The sequence below is a fragment of the Bradyrhizobium sp. A11 genome, assembly GCF_042077125.1.
GTDB classification, from domain to species: Bacteria; Pseudomonadota; Alphaproteobacteria; order Rhizobiales; family Xanthobacteraceae; genus Bradyrhizobium; species Bradyrhizobium japonicum_B.
This window is the reverse complement of sequence record NZ_CP149509.1, coordinates 2525881-2545478: the sequence shown is the minus strand read 5'-3', so window position 1 is coordinate 2545478 and position 19598 is coordinate 2525881. Positions and strand designations below refer to the sequence as shown.

Annotated in this window: 17 protein-coding genes; 5 read left to right on the top strand and 12 right to left on the bottom strand. The window is 64.5% G+C overall.

The window, feature by feature from the left end; all coding sequences use genetic code 11:
• Positions 1 to 12: 12 nt before the first annotated feature.
• Positions 13 to 618, bottom strand: coding sequence for a TetR/AcrR family transcriptional regulator (locus WI560_RS11695; RefSeq protein WP_375308118.1), 606 nt, complete (start codon positions 616 to 618; stop codon positions 13 to 15).
• Between the two features lie 199 nt (positions 619 to 817).
• On the opposite strand from WI560_RS11695, the gene WI560_RS11690 reads away from it, so the two are divergent.
• On the top strand, positions 818 to 2059 hold the full coding sequence (locus tag WI560_RS11690; RefSeq protein WP_375308117.1) for an efflux RND transporter periplasmic adaptor subunit: 1242 nt from the start codon (positions 818 to 820) through the stop codon (positions 2057 to 2059).
• A gap of 160 nt (positions 2060 to 2219) precedes the next feature.
• Positions 2220 to 5408 carry an efflux RND transporter permease subunit gene (locus WI560_RS11685; protein ID WP_375308116.1) on the top strand — a complete coding sequence of 1063 codons (3189 nt, stop codon included), beginning with the start codon at positions 2220 to 2222 and terminating at the stop codon, positions 5406 to 5408.
• A 48-nt stretch (positions 5409 to 5456) separates the two neighbouring features.
• Here the strand turns inward: WI560_RS11685 and WI560_RS11680 are convergent, their stop codons facing one another.
• From WI560_RS11680 to WI560_RS11660, 5 genes are all read right to left on the bottom strand, one after another.
• On the bottom strand, positions 5457 to 5954 hold the full coding sequence (locus tag WI560_RS11680) for a hypothetical protein (RefSeq protein WP_257194051.1): 498 nt from the start codon (positions 5952 to 5954) through the stop codon (positions 5457 to 5459).
• A 429-nt stretch (positions 5955 to 6383) separates the two neighbouring features.
• On the bottom strand, positions 6384 to 6806 hold the full coding sequence (locus WI560_RS11675) for a hypothetical protein (RefSeq protein WP_375308115.1): 423 nt from the start codon (positions 6804 to 6806) through the stop codon (positions 6384 to 6386).
• Positions 6807 to 6818: 12 nt separating this feature from the next.
• The gene (locus WI560_RS11670; protein ID WP_028135731.1) at positions 6819 to 7040 is read right to left on the bottom strand and encodes a hypothetical protein; all 222 of its coding nucleotides are present in this window, start codon (positions 7038 to 7040) and stop codon (positions 6819 to 6821) included.
• Between the two features lie 110 nt (positions 7041 to 7150).
• Complete coding sequence (locus WI560_RS11665) at positions 7151 to 7969, bottom strand: lytic transglycosylase domain-containing protein (RefSeq protein WP_257194049.1); 819 nt, start codon at positions 7967 to 7969, stop codon at positions 7151 to 7153.
• Between the two features lie 35 nt (positions 7970 to 8004).
• Positions 8005 to 9858 (bottom strand): flavin-containing monooxygenase, encoded by a 1854-nt coding sequence (locus WI560_RS11660; RefSeq protein WP_375308114.1) that lies wholly within the window; start codon positions 9856 to 9858, stop codon positions 8005 to 8007.
• A 177-nt stretch (positions 9859 to 10035) separates the two neighbouring features.
• Between WI560_RS11660 and WI560_RS11655 the strand changes: the two genes are divergently transcribed.
• Entirely contained in the window at positions 10036 to 11661 is a 1626-nt protein-coding gene (locus tag WI560_RS11655; protein ID WP_375308113.1) for a long-chain fatty acid--CoA ligase, read from the top strand.
• A 30-nt stretch (positions 11662 to 11691) separates the two neighbouring features.
• Positions 11692 to 12903 (top strand): acyl-CoA dehydrogenase family protein, encoded by a 1212-nt coding sequence (locus tag WI560_RS11650; protein WP_375308112.1) that lies wholly within the window; start codon positions 11692 to 11694, stop codon positions 12901 to 12903.
• Positions 12904 to 12924: 21 nt separating this feature from the next.
• Here the strand turns inward: WI560_RS11650 and WI560_RS11645 are convergent, their stop codons facing one another.
• The 5 genes from WI560_RS11645 to WI560_RS11625 all read right to left on the bottom strand — a co-directional run bounded on the left by WI560_RS11645 (position 12925) and on the right by WI560_RS11625 (position 18118).
• On the bottom strand, positions 12925 to 13833 hold the full coding sequence (locus tag WI560_RS11645) for an amino acid ABC transporter substrate-binding protein (RefSeq protein WP_375308111.1): 909 nt from the start codon (positions 13831 to 13833) through the stop codon (positions 12925 to 12927).
• A 137-nt stretch (positions 13834 to 13970) separates the two neighbouring features.
• Positions 13971 to 15404 (bottom strand): amidohydrolase family protein, encoded by a 1434-nt coding sequence (locus WI560_RS11640; RefSeq protein ID WP_375308110.1) that lies wholly within the window; start codon positions 15402 to 15404, stop codon positions 13971 to 13973.
• Between the two features lie 14 nt (positions 15405 to 15418).
• Entirely contained in the window at positions 15419 to 16444 is a 1026-nt protein-coding gene (locus WI560_RS11635) for an ABC transporter substrate-binding protein (protein WP_375308109.1), read from the bottom strand.
• 40 nt (positions 16445 to 16484) lie between these two features.
• Complete coding sequence (locus WI560_RS11630; protein ID WP_126261191.1) at positions 16485 to 17261, bottom strand: ABC transporter permease; 777 nt, start codon at positions 17259 to 17261, stop codon at positions 16485 to 16487.
• Complete coding sequence (locus WI560_RS11625) at positions 17261 to 18118, bottom strand: ABC transporter ATP-binding protein (RefSeq protein ID WP_375308108.1); 858 nt, start codon at positions 18116 to 18118, stop codon at positions 17261 to 17263. The genes WI560_RS11630 and WI560_RS11625 overlap by 1 nt, the downstream gene beginning before the upstream one ends.
• A 198-nt stretch (positions 18119 to 18316) precedes the next feature.
• Between WI560_RS11625 and WI560_RS11620 the strand changes: the two genes are divergently transcribed.
• Positions 18317 to 19075, top strand: a complete 759-nt coding sequence (locus WI560_RS11620; protein ID WP_375308107.1) for a GntR family transcriptional regulator — start codon at positions 18317 to 18319, stop codon at positions 19073 to 19075.
• Here WI560_RS11620 and WI560_RS11615 read toward each other — a convergent pair.
• Entirely contained in the window at positions 19072 to 19488 is a 417-nt protein-coding gene (locus WI560_RS11615) for a nuclear transport factor 2 family protein (protein WP_126261194.1), read from the bottom strand. The genes WI560_RS11620 and WI560_RS11615 overlap by 4 nt on opposite strands.
• Positions 19489 to 19598 lie beyond the last annotated feature (110 nt).

The window sequence follows — 19598 nt, the reverse complement described above, 5'->3', positions numbered from 1 at the left end:
GATGATGGTCGATTAAGTCTTGGCGGTCGACTGCGCTTCGACTGCCTGCACGGCGACATCAGCCACCTGCCGCAGCGCTTCACGATCGGCACCGGAGGACGCCATCACGCCCATGCCGACGGACACCGCCGAGACGTAGCGCGCGAGGGCGGCGGGATCGGCCGTCTCCTTCAGATCGCGTTCAGCCTTGGCGCGGATGAAACGCTCGCGCAGCTGGTCCTCGTTCTGAGCGCGCCGGGCGGCGAGCTCGAAGGGGACGCTCTCGGAGCCGGAGCCGCAGGCGATGCCGCCTTGCACCAGCAGGCAGCCGGGCGGATTGGCGGGATCGGTCTGCTTGTCGGCAATGCCCATCAGCATCCGCTCGGCGACGTCGCGGGCGGTGGGAGCCGCGACCACCTCGTCCATCCAGGCGCCGCGCAACTTGGTGTAGCGGTCGAGCGCAGCCTTCAGCAGGCCTTCCTTGTTGCCGAAGCAGGCGTAGAGACTTGGCGGATTGATGCCCATGGCCTCGGTGAGCTGGGCGATGGTGGCGCCCTCATAGCCATGGCGCCAAAACACTTCCATCGCCTGGTCCAACGCCGTTTCGGCGTCGAATTCGCGGGGGCGTCCCATGCGCATGTGCCTGTCTCCTCGGAAGCGGCGGACCGTACCAACCTAACGCCAGTTCCTATCTATTTGTTCTGGCTTTCTTTTTCTTGTGTCTTCCAATCGTCACGGTATCGGCGTACATTTTTCTTAGCGACCGGTACATAAGTATCTTGCGCTGCGGTATCCAGCTCCACATCTGTAGTGAACACTACATATCTGGAGCGCGCAAATGCCCCCCTCCCAAGAAGCGTCTTCCGCCGGCCGTTTTCGCCGTCTCCTCGGCGGCGTTGCCGTCGTGGGCGCCCTCGCCGTCGCCGGCTCGATTGCGACCGGCCGCTACTTCCACGCCGCCCAGGCGACAGCAACGGCCGCCGCGGCTGAACAGGCCGTGCCAGTCACCGTTGCGCTGATCGAACCGAAGCAGACCGTGCTGTGGGACGATTTCTCCGGCCGGCTCGAGGCCATCCACCGCGTCGAGCTGCGCCCGCGCGTTGCGGGCGCGATCCTCTCCGCCAACTTCACCGAAGGCGCGCTGGTGAAGGCCGGCGACGTCCTGTTCAAGATCGACCCGGCGCCCTATGCGGCCGAGGTCGACAAGGCCAACGCCCAGCTCGAGGCGGCGAAGGCACGTGTGGTGTTCACCACCGGCGAGGTCGAACGCGGCGCACAGCTCGTCGGCAACGCCGTGGTGACGCGGCGCGATTTCGACCAACGCGAGAACGCCAACCGCGAAGCGATCGCCAACGTGAAGGCGGCCGAGGCGACGCTCCAGACCGCAAAGCTCAATCTCGATTACACCGAGGTGCGCGCGCCGGTGGACGGCCGCGTGGGCAAGATCGAGGTCACCGTCGGCAATCTCGTCGCCGCCGGCACCGCCTCTCCGGTGCTGACCTCGCTGGTCTCGGTCAATCCGATCTACGCCTCGTTCGATGCGGATGAAGAGGTCGTGCTGCGCGCACTGAACTCGATCGCCGATGCCTCCGGCCAGCGCGGCAAGCTCGACCAGATCCCCGTGGAGATGACGACCTCCGGCGGCCTCTCGGCGAAAGGCCACATCCAGCTCATCGACAACCAGGTCAACGGCCAGAGCGGCACGATCCGGGTCCGGGCGGTGTTCCGGAACGAGGATGGCCGTCTCATTCCCGGCCAGTTCGCGCGCGTGCGCATGGGTCAGCCGAAGCAGCAGGCGCTGGTGATGATCGACGAGCGCGCGATCGGCACCGACCAGGACAAGAAGTTCGTGATGGCCGTCGGCGACGACAGCCGCGCGGTGTACCGGCCGGTCACGCTCGGCGGCGCCGTGGATGGACTTCGCGTCGTCACTTCGGGCTTGAAGCCGGGCGACCGTATCGTCGTCAACGGCCTGCAACGCGTGCGTCCCGGCGGCCTTCTCAAAACGGAGGTTGCCGCCATGGGCGCGCGAGCACAGCAGGCCTCCAACCACAGCAACCAGGACGTGGTGCAGCGTTAGTGCACGCCGTCATCCCGGGGCGCGCATCGCGCGAACCCGGGATCTCGAGCCTATGAACTCCGATCACATCACCTCTGGATTCCGGGCGCGCGCTTCGCGCGCCCCGGAATGACTGCGGAGTTGTCCGGGGACGACCAAGATATTGCCCAGGGGCAAGACCATGAATCTCTCAAAGTTCTTCATCGATCGTCCGATTTTCGCCGGCGTGCTATCGGTCCTGATCTTCCTTGCCGGCCTGATCTCGCTGTTCGCGATGCCGATCTCGGAATATCCCGACGTGGTACCGCCTTCCGTCGTGGTGCGCGCGACCTATCCCGGCGCCAATCCCAAGGTGATTGCGGAAACGGTGGCGACGCCGATCGAGGAGCAGATCAACGGCGTCGAGAACATGCTGTATATGTCGAGCCAGGCGACCACCGACGGCGCGATGACGCTGACGGTGACGTTCCGCCTCGGCACCGACCCGGACAAGGCGACGCAGCTGGTGCAGAACCGCGTGCAGCAGGCCGAGCCGCGCCTGCCCGCCGTGGTGCGCCAGCTCGGCATCATCACCAAGAAGTCGTCGCCCGACCTCACCATGGTCGTGCATCTGTTGTCGCCGAACGGCCGCTACGACATGACGTATCTGCGCAATTACGCGGTGCTCAACGTCAAGGACCGGCTCGCGCGGATCGACGGCGTCGGCGACGTGCAGCTCTATGGCGCCGGCGACTATTCGATGCGGGTCTGGGTCGATCCGCAGAAGGCCGCCGAGCACGGCCTGACCGCAAGCGACATCGTGCGGGCGATCCAGGCGCAGAACGTCGAGGCCGCCGCCGGCGTGGTCGGCTCCTCCCCGAACGTGAAGGGCATCGACCTGCAATTGTCCGTCAACGCCGAAGGCCGGCTCGCGAACGAGGAGCAGTTCGGCGACATCGTGGTCAAGACCGGCACGCGCGGCGAGGTCGTGCGCCTGCGCGACCTCGCGCGCATCGAGCTCGGGGCCTCCGAATACGGCCTGCGCTCGCTGCTCGACAACAAGCAGGCGGTGGCGATCCCGATCTTCCAGGCGCCCGGCTCCAACGCGCTGCAGATCTCCGACAACGTTCGCGCCACCATGGCCGAGATCAAGAAGAACATGCCGGAAGGCGTGTCGTATCAGATCGTCTACGACCCCACCCAGTTCGTGCGCTCCTCGATCGAGGCGGTGATCCACACGCTGCTGGAAGCGATCGCGCTGGTGGTGCTGGTCGTGATCCTGTTCCTGCAGACCTGGCGCGCCTCGATCATCCCGCTGCTGGCGGTGCCGGTGTCGATCGTCGGCACCTTTGCCGTGATGCACGTGTTCGGCTTCTCCATCAACGCGCTCAGCCTGTTCGGCCTCGTGCTCGCGATCGGCATCGTCGTCGACGACGCCATCGTCGTGGTCGAGAACGTCGAGCGCAACATCGAGTCCGGGCTATCGCCGCGCGATGCCACCTATCAGGCGATGCGCGAGGTGTCGGGACCGATCATCGCCATCGCGATGGTGCTGATCGCGGTGTTCGTGCCGCTCGCCTTCATCTCCGGCCTCACCGGGCAGTTCTACAAGCAGTTCGCATTGACGATCGCGATCTCGACCGTGATCTCGGCCGTCAACTCGCTGACGCTGTCGCCGGCGCTGTCCGCGCTGCTGCTCAAGGGGCACAACGAGCCGAAGGATCGGCTGACGCTGATCATGGAAAAGAGCCTCGGTTGGTTCTTCCGTGGCTTCAACAAGGCCTTCACACGCTCCTCGGAGAACTACGGCAGCAGCGTCACTCGGGTGATCTCGGGCAAGGCCGCGGTGATGGGTCTTTACGCCGTGCTGGTCGGCCTCACTGCGCTCCTGTTCCAGCAGGTGCCGGGCGGCTTCGTGCCGGGCCAGGACAAGCAGTACCTGGTCGGCTTCGCCCGCCTGCCCGACGGCGCTGCGCTCGACCGCAGCGAAGAGGTGATCCGCAAGATGAGCGACATCGCGCTGACCCAGCCCGGTGTCGAGAGCTCGGTGGCTTTCCCGGGGCTCTCAATCTCCGGCTTCACCAACTCGTCCAACGCCGGCATCGTGTTCTCGACGCTGAAGCCGTTCGACGAGCGCAAGGACCCCGCGCTGAGCGGGAATGCCATCGCGGCCGAGCTGAACAAGAAATATGCCGGCATCCAGGAGGCCTTCATCGCCATGTTCCCGCCGCCACCGGTCAACGGCCTCGGCACCATCGGCGGCTTCAAGCTGCAGATCGAGGACCGTGCCGGCCTCGGCTACGAGGCCCTGAACGAAGCGACCAACGCCTTCATGGCGGCAATGCAGAAGGCGCCGGAGATCGCCGGCGTGTTCTCGAGCTTCCAGGTCAACGTGCCCCAGCTTTTCGCCGACATCGACCGCACCAAGGCGCTGCAGCTCGGCGTGCCCGTCACCGAGGTCTTCAACACGCTGCAGATCTACCTCGGCTCCTACTACGTCAACGACTTCAACAAGTTCGGCCGCACCTATTCGGTCCGCGTGCAGGCGGACGCGCCGTTCCGCGCGCGTGCCGACGACATCAGGCAGTTGAAGGTGCGCTCGTCGTCGGGCGACATGGTGCCGTTGTCGGCGCTGCTCACGATCCGCCAGAGCGCGGGGCCGGAGCGCGCGATCCGCTACAACGGCTTCCTTTCATCCGACATCAACGCGGCGGCCGCGCCCGGCTTCTCCTCGGGTCAGGCCCAGGAGGCGGCGACGCGGATCGCGGCCGAGGTGCTGCCGCCCGGCTTCGCCTTCGAATGGACCGACCTGACCTATCAGGAGTTCATCGCCGGTAATTCCGGCATCTGGGTGTTCCCGCTGGCGATCCTGCTGGTGTTCCTGGTGCTGGCCGCGCTTTATGAGAGCCTGACACTGCCGCTCTCGATCATCATGATCGTGCCGATGGGCTTGCTCGCTGCGATGTTTGGCGTCTGGGTCTCCAAGGGCGACAACAACGTCTTCACCCAGATCGGTCTGATCGTTCTCGTCGGGCTCTCGGCCAAGAACGCGATCCTGATCGTCGAATTCGCGCGGGAGCTCGAATTCGCGGGCCGCACGCCGATCCGCGCCGCAATCGAGGCGAGCCGCTTGCGGCTTCGTCCGATCCTGATGACGTCGATGGCGTTCATCATGGGCGTGCTGCCGCTTGTGCTCTCGACCGGCGCCGGCTCGGAGATGCGCCGCGCGATGGGCGTTGCCGTATTCTCCGGCATGATCGGCGTCACCGTGTTCGGCCTGTTCTTGACGCCGGTGTTCTACGTGCTGCTGCGGACCATCACCGGCATGAAGCCGCTGACGCATCACGGCAGCGACACCAGCGCGGCGCCTGTTCATGGGCCTGCAGAGTGATCAGCGTTCCGCCGCGGCACGCCCCCGGCGGGACCAAGTTCGCATCGCTTATTTCCGATTCTCCTCGCAGAACTTCAGCGCGGCCAGCGCTTCGCCGGCGCGCGGTATCTGCATCTCGATGCTGTCGTCGTCATCGTCTTCGAAGTCGAGCGTGAGGCGTTTGGCCTTCGACAGGCGGTCCATCATTGACTGGTCGTACTCGAAGATGCCGCGCACGGTGGTCCTGTCCATGACCTCCCACTTCGCCTTCTTCATGATGTCCGCATCGTCAGTGCCGACATCGGCCCGAAGGATCTCGCCGACCGTCTCCCATTCCCAGCCGTCGTAGATCATCACGATCACGATCGTCTTCTCGGAATAGGTGATCACGATGACGTAGTCGCGGTTCTCGTCGTCCTTGTCCTTGTAGCCCCGGCTTGCGTTGCAATGGGTGTCCTGCGTCCGCTTTTCGATGGTCCAGTCACCGACCTTGGATTTTTGCGCCAGCGCCGGCCCTGCCCCGAGGACGCTCGCGGCCAGCAAACCGGCGCAAATGAATCGTGTCATGTCAGCCTCCAGCGCATTCCCCGGGCCGAGATGACCACCTCCGTGGGCGAGCCGCAAGGGTCCGCGCCAGCCGAAAGGCGTGCCTTCCTCCTTATCCGGCTCCGGCATTTTGTGCGGCCGCAGCGCACAAACCCGCCCTCCGGGTTCCCCGCGAAACCGCATTCCAGAAGCGACGAAACACCCCTGAAACAGATCGCCGGTTAAGTGGTTGTCAAAACAAGTACAGGGACGGCCACCATGCAATTCCTTCTCGACCTGATCTACGAATATTCCTGCTGTCAGAACCTCGTCACCCAGCCGCTACAGGAGGACGAGTTATGATCGAGCTCATCTCCGCCCTTCTGGCCCTTTGCAGCGTCGGCGTTTTCGCAGCGCATGCGCTGGACGCCTACCGCACCACGCATTCCTGACCGGCTCGCTCTTCCGGCACTAGAACGGTCGCCGGTAGAAGTGCTCCGAATGCGTGGCCGGTGGAAAGCGGTTGGCGAGCGCCAACGTGCCCTTCTCGTCGGTTTCGAGCCCGATCTTCTGCGCCAGCATCACGTCGCCCGGGACGAGAAAGCCTGACGGGACGAAGCACCAGCCCATCGTCGCACGCCCGGCCTCGTCGATCTCGTGGACATTGGCGGCCGTGCCGTAATGGATGCGGTATATCTTGCCGGTGTCGCAGCCGACGACGTCGAAATAGCGGTGCTCTTCGAACTGTGCGCGCTGCGCCGGCGACAGCCATTCAGCCAGAAGCCGGCGGCCACGAGCATCCGGCGTGTTCTCGCCGAAGAACCGCCGATAGAGTTCACGCAGCGCATGCAGACGCGCACGCGCCGGCGCGCGGAGCCAAACTGCCGCGATCATGTGCAGCTCAGATCAACCGCCGACCAGACGGGGATAGAACAGCGTTTCCTGCGCGGTCGGGTCGAACGATTTGATGCGGGTGACCTCGCCAGGTCCGGTTCGCAGGGCGGCGGTGAAGCCGGCCCCGGTCAGCTCCCGAAAGCGCCGTTCGGCTCGCGCCAGCGCTTCGGCATTGCCAGGATCAAACTCGTGGCGTGTATCGCCCGTCTGGTCCATCACGATCTGGGTTGCCATGTTGAGTCTCCTCATGCCCACCCCTGAATCTGATCAAAGCAAACGTCGTGCCGTCGGTTCCTGATGGCAACAATTTTCTCGCGCCAGCGCATCACGCCTTGCTGAACTGGTCACCGCGAGGCGGCCGCCGCTCCGCCCTCGTCGATCTGCCGGCCCATCAAGGCGATCGCCTTTTGATAGACGCCGGCCGCATTCCACGCCTCGATCGCGGCGAAATTCGGCTCGCCCGGCTGGTACCCGGCTCCCGCCCGCCAGCCATGGGCCTTCAGGAAATTCGCCGTCGAGTTCAGCGCGTTGGCGGCCACTTCGAGATTGCCGGTGCCATAGGCCAGGATGCTCTTGGGCATGAACTGGGTCTGGCCGACCTCCCCGTGCATGGAGCCGCGGGTCGTCCCCGACAGCGTGCCGCGGTCGATCAGCTTCAGCGCGGCGTAGAGCTGGTCGGTGAAGAATTCGGGACGGCGACAATCATAGGCAAGGGTCGCAATCGACGACAGCATGTTCTGGTTGCCGCGCTGGCTGCCGAAACCGGTCTCCATGCCCCAGATCGCGATCAAGGGTCCTGGCGGGACGCCATAGCGCTGCTGGATCGAGGCGAACAAGGCGGCCTGCGACTGCTTGAGCTGCCGCCCCTTGGCGACGATGGTGGTGGCGCCGCGCTTGGCGAGGAACTGGTCGAGCGTCAGTGAAAAACTGCGCTGGCCGCGGTCGGCCGCGATGGTGGCACTGGCGTAATTGGTCTGCATCAGGGCCGAGAGCGCGGTCTGGCCGATGCCCTTGCCTTGCGCCTCGGCGCTGAACTCGCGCTTCCAGGCCTCGAACCCGCCGGGCCCGTTGCCGCAAGTGGCCGCCTCGGCGGCGGGCGCCAGGCAACCAAACAGCGCCATCGCGCCAAAAACCGCCCCCGCAACAGCCCTGCCCCTGATCATACCTGGCGTCTCCCGTCCTGTACCGATCGACAATCTTACCCCGTCAAAGGCGCCGACTCCATGGCGCGATCATGGGTCAATTCCAGACCCGCCAGATTGCCTTCCTTCCGCCATTTATCGAGCAGCCGCAGGAACGCCACCGGCCCACGCCAATATTGGCTGTTTCTTGCCGCGATCGGATCGAACACGCCTTCATTGTTGTAGTAGCCGGGCGTGCATTCGGCGAGATAGGTCTGCCGGCCAATCGCGGCCTTGACGACCTCGTCGACCCACGCATCCTCGGCGGCGACCGTCGGCTCCAGCGTTCTGGCGCCGCGCTTTCGCGCCTGGTCGATGACATAGGCGATGTGCTGCGACTGCTCGTCGATGATGTGCGGGAAGTTGGCGCTCTGGCCGGCCTGCACGGTGACGATCAGGAAGCAATTCGGGAAGCCGCGGCTATAGAAGCCATGCATCGTCTTGACGCCGCCCTGCCAGCGTTCGGACAGGCTCATGCCGCCGCGGCCATAGACCTCAAAGCCCATGCGCCGGGCGTAATCGGTGCCAACCTCGAAGCCGCTGGCGTAGATCAGGCAGTCGAGCTCATAGGCCTTGCCGCCGGCCACGACGGCATCCTCGGTGATGCGATCGACACCCTGCCCTTTGGTGTCGACGAGATGAACGTTGGGACGATTGAAAGTGTCGAGATATTCGTCGTGGAAGCACGGTCGCTTGCAGAACGCCTTGTACCAGGGCTTGAGCGCCTCCGCCGTCGCCTTGTCCCTGACCACCGCGTCGACCCGGGCGCGGATCTCCTCCATCTTGCGGTAGTCGGCCTGCTCGATGACCTTCAGCGCCTCCTCCATCGAGGTGACCGGTTGCGGCTGCCGGCGCGGCGCGAGCAGTATCTCTCCGAGCAGGCCGGTCCAGCCGTCCTGCACCAGATCCCGCTCGAACGGCTCGCCTGAGATCACGGCGGTGAAATTGTCCATGCGCTCGCGCTGCCAGCCCGCCTTCAGGCTCTCTGCCCAGCCCGGATCCGTCGGACGGTCGTCGCGCACGCCGATCGCTGACGGCGTGCGCTGAAACACATAGAGCTCCTTCGCCGAACGGCCGAGATGCGGCACGCATTGCACCGCGGTGGCGCCGGTGCCGATGATGCCGACGCGCTTGTCGGCAAGTCCGGTCAGACCGCCATCAGCGCTGCCGCCGGTGTAGCCGTAGTCCCAACGGCTGGTGTGGAAGCTGTGGCCCTTGAAGCTCTCGATGCCGGGAATGCCCGGCAACTTCGGGCGGCTGAGCGGGCCTCCGGCGAGAATGACGAAACGTGCGCGGATCTGGTCGCCCCGATCGGTCTCGACCAGCCAACGCGCCTCCTCCTCCCGCCACACCATGCGGGAGATGACGGTCTGAAACAGCGCGCGCTCGTAGAGACCGAAATGACGGCCGATGCGGCGGGAGTGCTCGTAGATCTCCGGCGCCCGGGCGTACTTGCGCACCGGCATGTAGCCGGTCTCTTCCAGGAGCGGCAGGTAGATGTAGCTCTCGGTATCGCAGGCAGCTCCAGGATAACGATTCCAGTACCAGGTGCCGCCGAAATCGGCAGCCTTTTCCACGATGCGGAAATCATCGATGCCGGCCTCGCGCAAGCGCGCGCCACAGAGCAGCCCGCCGAAGCCGCCGCCGACGACAAGCACCTCGGTCTCTTCACGGAAAGGTGCGCGCGCAAAGCCGGGATCGGCCCAGGGGTCGTCGAGGTAGCGACTGAAGCCGCCTGCAACCTCGACATATTGAGCCTTGCCTTCGGCACGCAAACGGCGATCGCGCTCCTCGCGATAGCGCGCACGAAGAGCCACGATGTCGACGGTAGGTTCGCCGGCTGCACCGGTCTTGTGTCTTTCCGCTGCCATGCACGTCCTCCAAGCAGAGCGCTGCTTCGCCGGCAGCTCGCCTCACGTTAGCCCCGAAAAAGTGAGGCATGCAATCGCGTCCAATGCTTTTTGCGTGAACGTCGCGAGACGTTCCGCTAACCTCGCGCGCAAATCACAAGCGTACGCCGCGCAACGACGTGGCTTCCGGAGGAGACCATGCAGGGATTGATGATGGACATGCCGCTTCTGATCAGCGGCCTGATCCAGTATGCGGCCGACTATCACGGCGAAGCCGAGATCGTCGCGCGCGAGATCGAGGGCGACATTCATCGCTACACCTATGCGGACGCGCATCCGCGCATCAAGCGCATGGCGCTGGCGTTGAAGCGGCTCGGCATGAAGCAAGGCGATCGCGTCGGCACGCTGGCCTGGAACACCCATCGTCATTTCGAGATGTTCTACGCCGCGCCGGGCATGGGCTATGTGCTGCACACCGTCAATCCCAGGCTGTTTCCCGAGCAGCTCGTCTACATCATCAACCACGCCGAAGACCGCCTGCTGTTCGTCGACCGCGCCACGCTGCCGCTGGTCGAAGCGATCGCGCCGCAGCTCAAGACGGTCGAGGCTTACGTCGTGATGTCCTCGCGCGAGCGGATGCCCGAGACGAAGCTAGAGAACGTGCATTGCTACGAGGAGCTTCTGGCGCGCGAGAACGACGCCGGCTTCGCCTGGCCGGAGTTCGACGAGAAGTCTGCCTCCACGATCTGCTACACCTCGGGCACCACGGGCAATCCCAAGGGCGTGATCTATTCACACCGCGCCGCGATCCTGCAGACCATGACCTGCTGCAATTTCGACTTCCTGCCGGGACATGTCGAGGGCGTGCGCGAGGTGATGATGCCGATGGCGCCGCTGTTCCACGGCAACGGCTGGAACATGCCGTTCACCGCGCCCTATACGGGCTCCAAGCTGGTGCTGCCCGGCCGCAATTACGAGCCCGACAAGCTCTACGAGCTGCTCGAAGGCGAGAAGGTGACGCTGTCGGCCGGCGTGCCGAGCTTCTGGCTGATCCTGCTCGACTGGCTCGGCCGTACTGGCAACAGGTTCTCGACCCTGCGCGCAACGTTGTCGTCCGGCTCGGCCCCGCCGCGCGCGATGGTCGAGAAGCTGAAGCGCGACTACGGCATCGACTACATCCAGGCCTGGGGCATGACCGAGGCCCTGGGCTGCTCGATGCCGGGCCTGCGGCCGGGCTCGGAGCACCTCAGCGAGAAGGAGAAATTCGACCGCCGCCAGGTGTCCGGCCGTGCTTGCTTCGGAACCTCTCTTCGCATCGTCGATGACGCCGGAAACGAGCTGCCGCGCGATGGCAAGACCGTCGGACATCTTCGCGCCCGCGGCCCCTGGGTCGCCTCCGGCTACATGAAGCTGGAAGAAGGTCTCGACCGCGACGGCTGGCTGATCACCGGCGACATGGCGGTGATCGACCCTCAAGGCCACGTCACGCTGACCGACCGCTCCAAGGACGTGATCAAATCCGGCGGCGAATGGATCTCATCGATCCAGCTCGAGGACGTCGCACTGTCGCATCCCGATGTGCTCCAGGCCGCGGTGGTCGCGATCCACCATGAGAAATGGCAGGAGCGTCCCCTGCTCCTCGTCGTCCGCAAGAAAGGCGCGAGCGTCGACGGCAAGTCGCTGCTCGACCATATGCGTCCGAAGATCGCGAGCTGGTGGATGCCGGACGCCGTCGAATTCCTCGACGAGTTTCCGATGACGGGGACCGGCAAGGTGCTGAAATCGGCGCTGCGCGATAGATTCAAAGAGTACCGGGTTGCGTGAGGCGCCCGCCTTCGATCAAGGAGACCAGAGATGCTGTACCCGATGTCGCCAAAGGTCGTCGAGCTCAAGCGCAGGCTCGAGAGCTTCATGGACCGGCACATCTATCCGAACGAGGAGCGCTTCTATCGCGAGGCTGAAGAGCTCGGGCCGTGGAAGGTCTATCCGGTCGTCGAGGAACTGAAACCGCTGGCGCGCGCGGAGGGCTTCTGGAATCTGTTCCTGCCGGAATCCAGCCATGGCGCGGGTCTTTCCAATCTCGACTATGCCCCGCTCTGCGAGGTGATGGGCCGCTCGCATCTTGCGCCCGAAGTGTTCAACTGCTCGGCGCCCGACACCGGCAACATGGAGGTGCTGGAGCGCTATGGCAGCGAGAAGGACAAGGAGCGCTGGCTGAAGCCCCTGCTCGCGGGCGAGATCCGCTCCTGCTTCGCCATGACCGAGCCTGCGGTCGCATCATCGGACGCGACCAACATCGAAAGCTCGATCGTGCGCGACGGCGACCATTACGTCATCAACGGGCGCAAATGGTACACGACCAACGCAACAGATCCCCGCTGCAAGATCTGCATCTTCATGGGCAAGACCGACCCCGACAATCCCGACCGCCACAAGCAGCAGTCCATGATTCTGGTGCCGATGGACACGCCCGGCATCGAGGTCAAGCGTCCCCTTCCCGTGTTTGGCTTCTACGGCGTGCCCGATCGGGCCTCCGAGGTCGTCTTCACCAATGTGCGGGTCCCCCGGGAGAACATGCTGCTCGGCGAGGGCCGCGGCTTCGAGATCGCGCAGGGCCGCCTCGGTCCCGGCCGCATCCACCATTGCATGCGGCTGATTGGCCTCGCCGAGCGCACGCTGGAGAAGATGTGCCGCCGCGTGCGCAGCCGGGTTGCCTTCGGCAAGCCGGTTTCCGAGCAGACGGTGACGCAGGAGCGCATTGCGGAGGCCCGCATCATGATCGAGCAGGCCCGGCTGCTGACGCTCAACGCCGCTTCAGCCATGGATACGGTCGGCAACAAGGTGGCGAAAGCCGAGATCGCGATGATCAAGGTCGCCGTGCCCAACATGGCCTGCCAGATCATCGACTGGGCGATCCAGGCCCATGGCGGCGGCGGCACCTCGAACGATTTCGGCTTGACGCACGCCTATGCGACCGCACGCTTGCTGCGTCTGGCCGATGGACCGGATGAGGTCCATCGCAACCAGATCGCGCGGCTGGAGCTGAGGAAATATTCGAACGCGTAGGAACGGCGCTCTTCCCTCGCCTCAGTTGACCACATAGACGTCGGGATCGGCGCTGGAGCTCGGCTTCTTGAAAGCGTTGCGCAAGGCGGACGACATCGGGACGTTGTAATTGAGGCCGTTCGGCGGCGTCGGCGATTGCAGCCATTTCTTGTAGAGCACCTCGATCTCCGGGCTTGCGTAGAGCTCCGCTGTTGCCCGATCGGCCAGCGCCTTGAAAGGCGCATCCTCCCGCCGCAGCATGATGCCGTAAGGCTCCGGCTTCGAGAACGCCTCCTCGCTGATCATGTAGGCTTGCGGCTCCTTGGAGCGCGCGATCGCGACCGCCAGCTGCACGTCATCGAGTGCATAGGCCTGGGCGCGGTCGGTCTCCAGCAACAGGAAAGCCTCGGCCTGGTCCTTCGCCGGCATCACGTTGAGGCCGAGATTGCGCTCGGTGTTGACCTTGGCGAGCTGCGTCAGGTTGACCGAGCCGGCCACGGCCGTGACCGCCTTGCCCTTGAGATCGTCGATGGTGTTGATCTTCGCGGCCTTCTTGGCGGCGAACCGCGTCGCGCTGAGGAAATGCGTGTTGGTGAAGGCGACCTGCTTCTGGCGGTCGGCGTTGTTCGTGGTCGCCGAGCAGTGCAGATCGAGCGTGCCGTTGACCATCAACGGGATCCGGTTCGACGAGGTCACGGCGAGCGTGTCGACGGCGATATCGGGCATGCCCAGCTGCTTCTTCACGGCATCGACGATCCTGAGGCAGATATCCATGGCGAAGCCGACCGGCTTCTGGTTGCCGTCCAGATAGCTGAACGGGACCGAGGCCTCCTGATAGCCCAGCGTGATCTTTTTGGTCTCCTTGATCTTCTGGAGCGTGCCCGAGAGATCTTCGGCTGACGCTGCGCCCGCAAGACATGTCAGGGCCAGGAAAAGAACGGGTAGACGCATCAGTTGCTCCTCAATGGGGTCGTCGACCTTGTCGCGACGGGATTGCAGAGGTGATAACCGACACATGCAGCATCCGCCAGACGGGACCGCGACTACCAGCTATCGCGCTTTTCAATACTGGGCGAACGGGAGCCGCTTCACTGGCACGTCAGCTGCTGTTCGAACCAGCCGCCTAACTGCTCCGCCAGGGGTGGCCACATCCGCTGAAAGTTCGCGAGCTTACCGACATTGGCGCGGTACATGTCTCGCAACTCGCGCTCGATGGCCGGCAGATCGACACCCGTGCAACCCCCTTCCCTCACGATGGTTTTGCCGGCGACGACGACCTCCTTCACCAGAGACGCATTACCCCTTGCGAACAGCAGCGCCATCGGATCGACCGGCATGATCCGGTCGCGGTCCAGCCGATCGAGATCGATCACCACGTAGTCGGCCGGGTTGCCGGCGACGAGCTCGCCATTTCCAGGAGCCCCCGTCGCGCGGCGTCCGTTGCGGATGGCGAGCGAGAACAGCTCGGCCGGCATCCATGTTGCCTTGAAGCCAAGGCCGCCATGAGCCATCTGCACCAGCCGCATCTCGCGCAGGATGTCGTCATCCTCGTCCAGCGCCAGCCCGTCGACGCCGACGGCGATGGCACAGCCGCATTTGTGCGCGGCGGCGATCGGAGCGAGGCCCGAGCGCAGATGCATGCTCGAGCTGAAATTGGTGACGATGCGGGCGCCAGAGGCCGCGATCATCTCCAGCTCATCCGGACGCGCGTGGATGCAGTGCGCGAGCGTCAGCCGCTCCGAAAGGAAGCCGATGTCGCGCAGCCAGCGGACCATGTCCGGAAAATTCCGGTCGGCCCAGGCGCGCTGGTACACAGTCTCCAGCAGATGCATGTGGATCCGGCGGCCGGTCCGCGCCGAATTCTCGGCCACCGCCTCCAGCAGCGGCTTCGAGCACCATTGCACGCCGGCAGGACCGAGCTGCACGTCCGCCATCGGGCCGGCCATCGCGGCGGCAATGGCGTCGGTCAGCTCGATATACGTTTTGGGCGACATTGGCGCGCGGACGAACAGATCGTCGATGGTCTTGCGGTCGTCGCGCGACAGTCCCGAGAGCACCGGCTCGGCATCGCCATAGACGATCGGATTCTGGTCGCGCACGGCCATCGCAAACGCGATGCGGATACCGACGTCGGACGCAGCCTTCGCGATGGCCTTGGCCTCGTCCACCAGGGGCATTGTCCCGCTTGGGCGCGTGTAGTGCACCATCATGGCCGCGCAGCCGGCCTTGGCCGAACGCGCCAGCGCCGAGGCCGCGGTCAGATAGGGATCGACGGGCGTGCCGAGCACGGTCCGCAGAATCCAGCTCTCCAGGGGCATGCCGACCGCGCCGAAGGACGACGCCGTGGCGCGGGCATGATCATGCGCATTGACGAAGGCCGGGATGACCAGGGAGCGAGATGCTGGCCCCGCACCATCCGCAATCTCGGTGATGACACCGCCCTCGTGCCGCAGCACGACATTGTCGGCGACGGCGCGATCAGGGCCACGGAACAGGCTGGTTGCCGAAATCTCCGTGGCCAAAATCAACCTCCCAATCAGTTGGCGGTATACACCAGCTCCCGCTCCGCGCGCGGCGGCAGAAATTCGCGCGAGAACACTTCCGCAGGCGTCGGGGCGCGGGCGAGCTGGTAGCCCTCGACTACGATGCCAATGGCGCGCGTCATGCGGTCGTCCTTGATGTCGCCGATGCCGATCTCCTTCATCTCCGGCGAGACGATCAGCTTCTCGAAGGAATATTGCAGCCGTCGCTTCTCGACATCCGCGTTGATGAGGTTGTCGTAGTTCACCGCCGCCTTCATGCCGGCATTCTGGTCCTTTCCAATCGCGATCGCGCCCTTGTTGATGGCGCGCACCAGGCCCGCGACGGCCTTCGGGTTCGAGGCGATCAGCTTGCGGGAGACCATCACGCCGTTGGAGTAGAGGTCGAGGCCGTACTCACCGAACGAGAACCATTTGAAATCCTTGTCCGGATCCTGGCGGTTCAGCACCAGGTTGAAATAGCTGGTGATGTTGAAGACGAGCGCAGCGTCGATATCGCCCTTGATCAGCATCGGCTCCTGCAGGTTCGGCGCCATGTTGGAGATCTTGATCTTCTCGCCGTCGAGCCCGTTCTTGCGCGTGAACACGGGCAGGAGGCGCGTTGTCGGCGTGCCCTGCGCGCCGCCGAGCGTGCGGCCCTCGAAATCCTTGATGGTGTTGATGCCGCTGCTTTTCTTGGCAACGATTGCGAACGGCGGCTGGTTCCACATCATGTAGACCATGACGGGCGCCTCCTGCGGCTTGGTCGCGGCGTTCTGGATGATGGCGTTGACGTCGCCGAAGCCGGCGTCATAGGCGCCGGACATGATGCGCGTGACGGTGGCCCCGGAACCCTCGCCTTGGTCGATGACGACGTTGAGGCCCTCCTCTTTGAAGAAGCCGTTGTCCTTGGCGTAAAAGAACGCGGCATCGCTGCCTTGGGTCTTCCAGCCCAGCGTGAACTTGATCGTGGTCTCCTGGGCGATCGCGGCCCCCGTGCATAGGGCCCATGCCAACAGCGCGGCAGTCATTTTTCTCAACATCGAGACCTCCTCAAGCTTCGTTGCATGACGGTTGGAAAATTCAGGTGGCGATCACGTCGTTCTTGCGCGTCGCCCAGCCGGTGACCCGCCCTTCGATCAGCGAGAACACGACGTAGAGCGCAACGCCGAGACCGGCGAGTACGAACAGGCCGGCGAAGACCAATGGCACGTTGAAATTGGAGGACGCGGTCATCATGACGTTGCCGATGCCACGGTTGGAAGCGACCGTCTCCGACAGTACGGCGCCGACGAACGCATAGGAGATCGCGACCTTCAGCGAGGCGAAGAAGAAGGGCATGGTCCTGGGCAGGCCGACGTTCCAGAGGATGTCGAGCTTGCTGGCGCCGAGCGCCTTCAACACGTCTTCGAGCTCGGGCTCGGTGGTCGCAAGGCCCGTGGCGATATTCACGACGATCGGGAAGAAGCAGATCGACAGCGCGGTCAGCACCGCCGGCACCGTGCCCGAGCCGAACCACAGCACGAAGATCGGCACCACCGCGACCTTCGGGATCGAGGAGAAGCCGATCAGCAGCGGATAGCAGGTGTCGTAGGCTGTCTTCGAGACACCGATGATCGCGCCGAGTGCAACCCCGAGCGCTACCCCAAGCACGAAGCCGAACATGGTGGTGGCCAGCGTCTGCACGATGTGCGGCCACAGCACCGGAAAGCGCTCGACCAGGGTCACGAACACCTGCGACGGCCGCGGCAGTACGAGATCCGACATGCCGGTCATCAGGCAGAACAGCTCCCACGCGACGAAGAACAGCACGATCAATCCGGCCGACCACGCCTTCTGCCTGACATCGATCCCGAACATCAGTCTGCTCCCCGCTGGGCCGCGCTACGCGCATCCTCGATGAAGGCGCGCAGCTTCTGGTTCAGCGCGACGAAATCCGGCTCGAAGGTCATGGCGACGGTGCGCGGCCGCGCGAAGTCGACGCGGCTGTCGTCGAGGATGCGGCCGGGCCGCGCGCTCATCACGCAGATGCGGCTGGCGAGGAAGCCTGCCTCGCGCAGATCGTGCGTTACCAGCAGCACCGTCGGCTTGTGCGTCATCCAGAGCGTCTGGAGGATCGCCCACAGCTCCTCGCGGGTGAACTGGTCGAGCGCGCCGAAGGGCTCGTCCAGCAGCAGCATGCGCGGCTCATGGATCAGCGCGCGGCAGAGATTGGCACGCTGGAGCATCCCGCCGGAGAGCTGCCAGGGATAGCGGTTGCCGAAGCCCTTGAGGCCGACCTGCTCCAGCAATGCGTTGGCCTTGTCGCGAAACTCGGTCTTGCGCAGCCTGCGGAAGCTCGAGCGGAACGGCTCGACGATCTTCAGCGGCAGCATGATGTTCCGCTCGATCGTCATCCACGGCAGCATGGTCGGGTTCTGGAAGGCCATGCCCACCCGCATCGCCCGGGCCGCCACCTCGCGGCCGCCGACGATGACGACGCCGCCGGTCGGCTGCACCAGACCGCTGACGAGGCGCAAAATGGTCGATTTTCCGCAGCCGGACGGGCCGACCAGTGCGACAAACTCGCCGTCGGCGATCTTCAGCGTGGTCTTCGACAGAGCCGGCACGGCGCGGTCACCGCGCCCGAAGGTCACGAAGGCCTCGGACAGCTCGATCGCGGTCGCAGCAGCGCCCTCCGGAATGGGCCGGCCGCTAAACTGGGCGTGGGGTTGCATGCGCATCACAGGCAAAGTGTATGCAAGCGAGGTGCCAAGCGACCTGCTGCGCAAAATCAACGATTTGATCAACAGACACACCAACGGGCCGGATTCGATTTAGGCAGGCCGGACGTCAAACTGCATGCAATTGGAGCGCTTGATTGGCACCACGCTGTGCTAAAGAAAACGCTCGACCCCTCCCTCGAGGATTCGCCGATGGCGGCGCGCTCGCCCACCAAGACTTCTGAACCATCGGACAAGGTCAGCGTGATCTGTCGCGCACTCCGGCGCGCGATCATCGAGCAGGCGCTTGAGCCCGGCGCCAAGCTGCCGGAGGATTCACTTGGCGAGCGCTTTGGCGTCAGCCGCACCATCGCCCGCCACGCGCTGGGGCAGCTCGCCGCCGAGGGCTTGGTCGAGCTCCGCCGCAACCGGATCGCCGTGGTGGCGACGCCAAGCTGGCAGGAGGCGCGCGACGCCTTCGACATCCGCATTGAGCTCGAGCGCCTCGTGGTCCGCCAACTCGCGGGCAAGCTGACCAAGGCGCAGATCGCCGAGCTGAACGCCCACGTCGACGCCGAGGAACGTGCCCGCGGCGGTTCGGACGCCGTATCGATTCGCCTGGCCACCGAATTCCACATCCTGCTCGCCCACATGACGAACAGTCCGATCCTGGTACGCTATGTCAGCGAGGTCGCCTATCGCTGCTGTCTGACGCTGTCGCTTTACAGCCGGCCGCATTCTACCGAATGCGCCATCAATGAGCATCGCGCCATCATCGCAGCGCTCGGCAAGGGCGATGCCGCCAAGGTGATGGAATTGATGCATCATCACCTGGATTCCGTGGCCAGTCGCGCATTAGTCGCTCCTACTCCGCAGCGCGGCCGCGACCTGCTCGACATCCTCGCGCCCTATGCCGACGAAGTGACGAGCGAGCGCGTGGTCAAACTGACGAAGGTCGCTCGAAGTGGTTAGGCTTCGATGCCGCGCTGAACCAGGATGCGCTCGGCGCTATCATTCCAGACGTCCATCTTCACGATCTGGCCGCCCTTGACGACGAAACGATCGACATAGCGATTGCCCTCGAACGGTGTGCCGTCCATCCACTCGCCGTAGAGCGTACCGACGCTGTAGACCACGGTCTCGTCCTCGCCGGGGCAGACGTCGAACCGGTCCATCCGCTTCTTGACCCAGCGATAGCGCTTGGCGTTGAAGCCCGTCGGCCCGCGCGGATGATCGAACTCGCGCCCACCGGTGAAAGTGATCACCGTACCCGGCTTCATGTAGGCCGCCGCCGCGTCGGGATCGGGAATCATCGAGGCGGTCAGGTAAGCCTCAACGATCTCGGCGTCGGTCATCGGGTGATCGGCTTTGGCGGGAGCTGACATGGCGGTTCTCCAGAGTACCTGCACTCTACAATTCATAGCCAAAAGTGCATGCACATTTTTTGAACAATCTGATAGCTCGACTGCACACAATCTGGTGCTGCTCGCGCTCA

What these genes read in the sequence shown, in the direction of transcription:
- WI560_RS11695 (WP_375308118.1), bottom strand. Translation starts at nt 618, where the DNA reads ATGCGCATGGGACGCCCCCGCGAATTCGACGCCGAAACGGCGTTGGAC.
- WI560_RS11690 (WP_375308117.1), top strand. Translation starts at nt 818, where the DNA reads ATGCCCCCCTCCCAAGAAGCGTCTTCCGCCGGCCGTTTTCGCCGTCTC.
- WI560_RS11685 (WP_375308116.1), top strand. Translation starts at nt 2,220, where the DNA reads ATGAATCTCTCAAAGTTCTTCATCGATCGTCCGATTTTCGCCGGCGTG.
- WI560_RS11680 (WP_257194051.1), bottom strand. Translation starts at nt 5,954, where the DNA reads ATGACACGATTCATTTGCGCCGGTTTGCTGGCCGCGAGCGTCCTCGGG.
- WI560_RS11675 (WP_375308115.1), bottom strand. Translation starts at nt 6,806, where the DNA reads ATGATCGCGGCAGTTTGGCTCCGCGCGCCGGCGCGTGCGCGTCTGCAT.
- WI560_RS11670 (WP_028135731.1), bottom strand. Translation starts at nt 7,040, where the DNA reads ATGGCAACCCAGATCGTGATGGACCAGACGGGCGATACACGCCACGAG.
- WI560_RS11665 (WP_257194049.1), bottom strand. Translation starts at nt 7,969, where the DNA reads ATGATCAGGGGCAGGGCTGTTGCGGGGGCGGTTTTTGGCGCGATGGCG.
- WI560_RS11660 (WP_375308114.1), bottom strand. Translation starts at nt 9,858, where the DNA reads ATGGCAGCGGAAAGACACAAGACCGGTGCAGCCGGCGAACCTACCGTC.
- WI560_RS11655 (WP_375308113.1), top strand. Translation starts at nt 10,036, where the DNA reads ATGCAGGGATTGATGATGGACATGCCGCTTCTGATCAGCGGCCTGATC.
- WI560_RS11650 (WP_375308112.1), top strand. Translation starts at nt 11,692, where the DNA reads ATGCTGTACCCGATGTCGCCAAAGGTCGTCGAGCTCAAGCGCAGGCTC.
- WI560_RS11645 (WP_375308111.1), bottom strand. Translation starts at nt 13,833, where the DNA reads ATGCGTCTACCCGTTCTTTTCCTGGCCCTGACATGTCTTGCGGGCGCA.
- WI560_RS11635 (WP_375308109.1), bottom strand. Translation starts at nt 16,444, where the DNA reads ATGTTGAGAAAAATGACTGCCGCGCTGTTGGCATGGGCCCTATGCACG.
- WI560_RS11630 (WP_126261191.1), bottom strand. Translation starts at nt 17,261, where the DNA reads ATGTTCGGGATCGATGTCAGGCAGAAGGCGTGGTCGGCCGGATTGATC.
- WI560_RS11625 (WP_375308108.1), bottom strand. Translation starts at nt 18,118, where the DNA reads ATGCAACCCCACGCCCAGTTTAGCGGCCGGCCCATTCCGGAGGGCGCT.
- WI560_RS11620 (WP_375308107.1), top strand. Translation starts at nt 18,317, where the DNA reads ATGGCGGCGCGCTCGCCCACCAAGACTTCTGAACCATCGGACAAGGTC.
- WI560_RS11615 (WP_126261194.1), bottom strand. Translation starts at nt 19,488, where the DNA reads ATGTCAGCTCCCGCCAAAGCCGATCACCCGATGACCGACGCCGAGATC.